The following is a 3268-nucleotide window of genomic DNA, read 5'->3' as shown; positions in this document are numbered from 1 at the left end:
AATACAGACATTTTGGCTTAAAGGCAGAGGGCAGAAGTTTTGTAGTCAACATGAGTAAAAACTGCTATAAATTTCCTCTATATAGGGCTTGCTGATTAAATATCAAAGTCTTGACGGGTAAAGGTTTTACCCTTTTCAGGTACTAAGGAAGTGTCAACTTTTAGGTGGTATAGCGCTACGCGCTAGGCAACAGCTCATCTGGCAACAGGCAAAAGTAAACTGTGAGTGGGTTTGGTGGATTTAGGAATGTCCTAACCTAAACTTGTAGCGCTATAATGGTTCAAAAATCTAGGATTTTCGGCAAGATAGGGGCAGAAAATCACTTTTACGATTCTTCTGACTGCTTCTTCTATAATTCCCATTCCTCCTAACTTCTGGATTCTGAATTCTGGCTCCTACTACTATCACTCATACTTTTCCAGCAAATCCTATATATTTCAGCTTGGGTTGATACAAACAATACCAGCGAACATGATATGACTGCTTTTTATAGAAGTTTGAGTTTTGTCAAACTACAGTAGAGAACTTCGATGCAAGCTCTCTATAAGAATTGTAGTTTTTAACAGTGTTCGATTTTTCTGAGTACCACGATAATTTTGCGCGATCGCCTCTTGAAGTTGAGATTAAAAATTTTGATTGGCGATCGCTCTAAGAACAATATATAGATCGATAATTATTTGGGCATTTCTGACATATTTTATCTTGAAGAGAAATTTTATTACCCTATAAAAAAGAAATCTGTCAATGGCTATAATTGCTTAAGCACCGATACCTATTCAAAATTTGTTTTTTTGAGATTTATTCAACCGTGGAGAAAGTATAAATTTTTGCTCCCTATATTGACGAAAAATAGAAGGTTGTAGCTTTTTTTAGATAAAATTTCTTCTTTTTAAATACAACATTGGCACAATAGACTATGTATCTAGATGATACCAAATCGCTGAAATAACGCAAGTTCGTGAAATATTTTGTAATGATTTGGGAAAAATCAGGAATTGTTTATTCCAATTAAACAATTTTAATGGCTGATTTGATAAGTTAAACCTATATTTTGTTTTTCTTGTCTAATTTTTGCTTTGAAGCTACTTTTTGATAATTAGCGATCGCTTTCCTGAGAAGAAAGTGAAAATTTTGGTAGCAGTTGTGAGAGGTTAGAGATTTTGGTTGGCGATCGCTAAATTTAGTAGGCATTGCATAAATGCGCTTGGGATTTTAATAGTTTTGTGGAAACAGTGTCACGACACTTCATTAAGAAGTTAAGAAGGAGGATTAAAACCACAGTTCTTGAGTAATTAAATGAGTTTTGTTTATTGGTCAGATCTATCAAGATTCTGGGAGAGTATTTTATCCAGAAATTCAGTAATTTTGGAATAGATTTAGAAATTACTTTCTTTGGCTTTTGATTATCCAGTCTGCTAGATATCTAATCAGAAAAACATTCTCTTGTAGATTTAGTTGAAAAACTTAGATTGCTTCCCAAAGGTTAACCCAGCAAATATATTTTTTGTTGGGCTGAACCTAATTTGCCTACCTACAATATCATTCTGCAGGAAATGCTTACATCTTAATCAACAAAAAATTCTTTACCCCTTGTTTTTGCTTCTCATAATAGTCGAGCTTTTCTTCAGTAAATAAACCTAGATCCTCATAAACTAAGCGATCTATTTTTTCAATCCAATAATTTAGTAAATCGTCTGATTCTGCTCTTTCAAGTATTTTTTCCATTTGCTCCGCTTCATGTTTAGATAGCTCTGAGAGATTTGTCAGTTCATAATACTGTTGATATCTGCAAAAGAAAAGTCTTGATTAGTCAAATCTTGATTTTTAAATGAACGACCTTGAAGATTTATGCGTGGTTGTTTGGATGAATAAGTTAGCATTATATTTGCTCCTGAAAAATTAATTAGAAAATTTATTTATTCGGTTAACTGATGACTGATAAAGCTAATGAAAATGTTTGTACTCTGTTCTGAACTGAAGATTTTTTTAAAGGCATAATCGACCTTGGGATTGGTAAATTTCATAGTAATTTTTCTCCTTTGATAATTAATCAAGGTAGATTACTGGCGGGCAAGATGCCCGCACTGGAATGACGGAGAAACTTCTGCGGAATTTTGACAAATAACTGGCAACCAGCTTGCACCAGGAAATTTATCTTCCATTACTTGTAATTTTTCCCTCGCTTCTCTTACTGAAATATATAGAGATTTTCTACTAGCAAATAACTCCAGAAAATTCTGTAAAAATTTCTGAGCAACTACATCTGCTACTTCTTCTCGCATGACAATAATTGCCGGAATATGTAACCTAGCAAGTTGTCTGGCTAAACCTAATCCATCGCAAGAATTGAAAATCGCTAATTGTAGACCTTTCCTAATTGTTGTTGCTAGAGAATTTTCTAGTTCCTCTATTGTTATTTTTGTTTGATTTCCTAAATAAAAACATCCGGTACTCCCATCAGGCTTACTTTCACTATGACCAGAAAAACAAAGAATATCCCAACCTTTTTTATCCCATAATTTTTCATCTAGTTCTTGGCGACTTGGTTTAACTAAAGAAACAATTTCTGCTTCTCTGGAGAAATTAGACAAATATTTTTTATCTGCCTCAACATTTATGCCTTTGTCATCTCCAAAAATTGCTAAGATGCGGATTTTTTCCCGACCAATATTTAATTTTTCTACTCGGTTAGCTTCTGGCAGACCTATAGCAGTTTCTGCAAATTGGTAATCTGAGAAAAATTTCCATAAGTGCCAGGGAATGTGCTGGATTAAATTATCTTCAGATTGGATAATTAGTCGGACTTTATCTGAAGGGTTAAATTTGGTCCGTAGTTCCTTTTCTATGCGATTAAAATCTGAACTGTTTAACCAGTTGTTGAGGAGAATTTTCCACTCTTTTTCTAATTCCTGAATCTCAAGAATTATTTTCTGAGCTTTTTTCTCTATATCTTTTTTGGAAAAATTTGGTGTCTGCTCTTCCTTCATTTTGATTCTAGGAAGCAAGCCTAAATTTCCATAGCATTCTCTTAATTGTTTATATTTTTGGCTCCAGTCTTGATAGAGTTGAGGAATTTTTAAGTTTGTGGGTAACTCACCTGTAAAAGAAATTGGTAAAGGATGACCATCTGACCAAATATTTGCTCTAATAACTGGAAAACCTGTGGCAAAACTTCCCCCTGCAAAATTGAGAGTAACTAAATAATTGGCAGAGCTTGATTTTTGAAATATCTGCTCAACCAAAGACATCATGTAATTCTTTTGTTCTT

Annotated in this window: 4 protein-coding genes; all 4 read right to left on the bottom strand. The window is 33.7% G+C overall.

Annotated features, from left to right (window positions below):
- Positions 1 to 1044: 1044 nt before the first annotated feature.
- A complete protein-coding gene (locus AC3DU7_RS29415) occupies positions 1045 to 1191 on the bottom strand; it encodes a hypothetical protein (protein ID WP_488042790.1) in 147 nt (48 codons plus the stop codon).
- A 366-nt stretch (positions 1192 to 1557) separates the two neighbouring features.
- Positions 1558 to 1725, bottom strand: a complete 168-nt coding sequence (locus tag AC3DU7_RS29410) for a hypothetical protein (protein WP_488042789.1) — start codon at positions 1723 to 1725, stop codon at positions 1558 to 1560.
- 191 nt (positions 1726 to 1916) lie between these two features.
- Positions 1917 to 2024 carry a PD-(D/E)XK nuclease family transposase gene (locus AC3DU7_RS29405; protein WP_488042788.1) on the bottom strand — a complete coding sequence of 36 codons (108 nt, stop codon included), beginning with the start codon at positions 2022 to 2024 and terminating at the stop codon, positions 1917 to 1919.
- A gap of 36 nt (positions 2025 to 2060) precedes the next feature.
- On the bottom strand, positions 2061 to 3268 hold a 1208-nt coding region (locus AC3DU7_RS29400; RefSeq protein ID WP_488042787.1), incomplete at its 5' end, for a CHAT domain-containing protein.

The sequence above is a fragment of the Okeania sp. genome (assembly GCF_983059655.1).
The sequence above is the reverse complement of the archived record's forward strand: the minus strand, read 5'-3'. Positions and strand labels throughout refer to the sequence as shown.

Bases quoted from the DNA above. Each gene is read 5' to 3' on its own strand.
- AC3DU7_RS29405 (WP_488042788.1), bottom strand. From the start codon at position 2,024: ATGAAATTTACCAATCCCAAGGTCGATTATGCCTTTAAAAAAATCTTC.
- AC3DU7_RS29410 (WP_488042789.1), bottom strand. From the start codon at position 1,725: ATGGAAAAAATACTTGAAAGAGCAGAATCAGACGATTTACTAAATTAT.
- AC3DU7_RS29415 (WP_488042790.1), bottom strand. From the start codon at position 1,191: ATGCCTACTAAATTTAGCGATCGCCAACCAAAATCTCTAACCTCTCAC.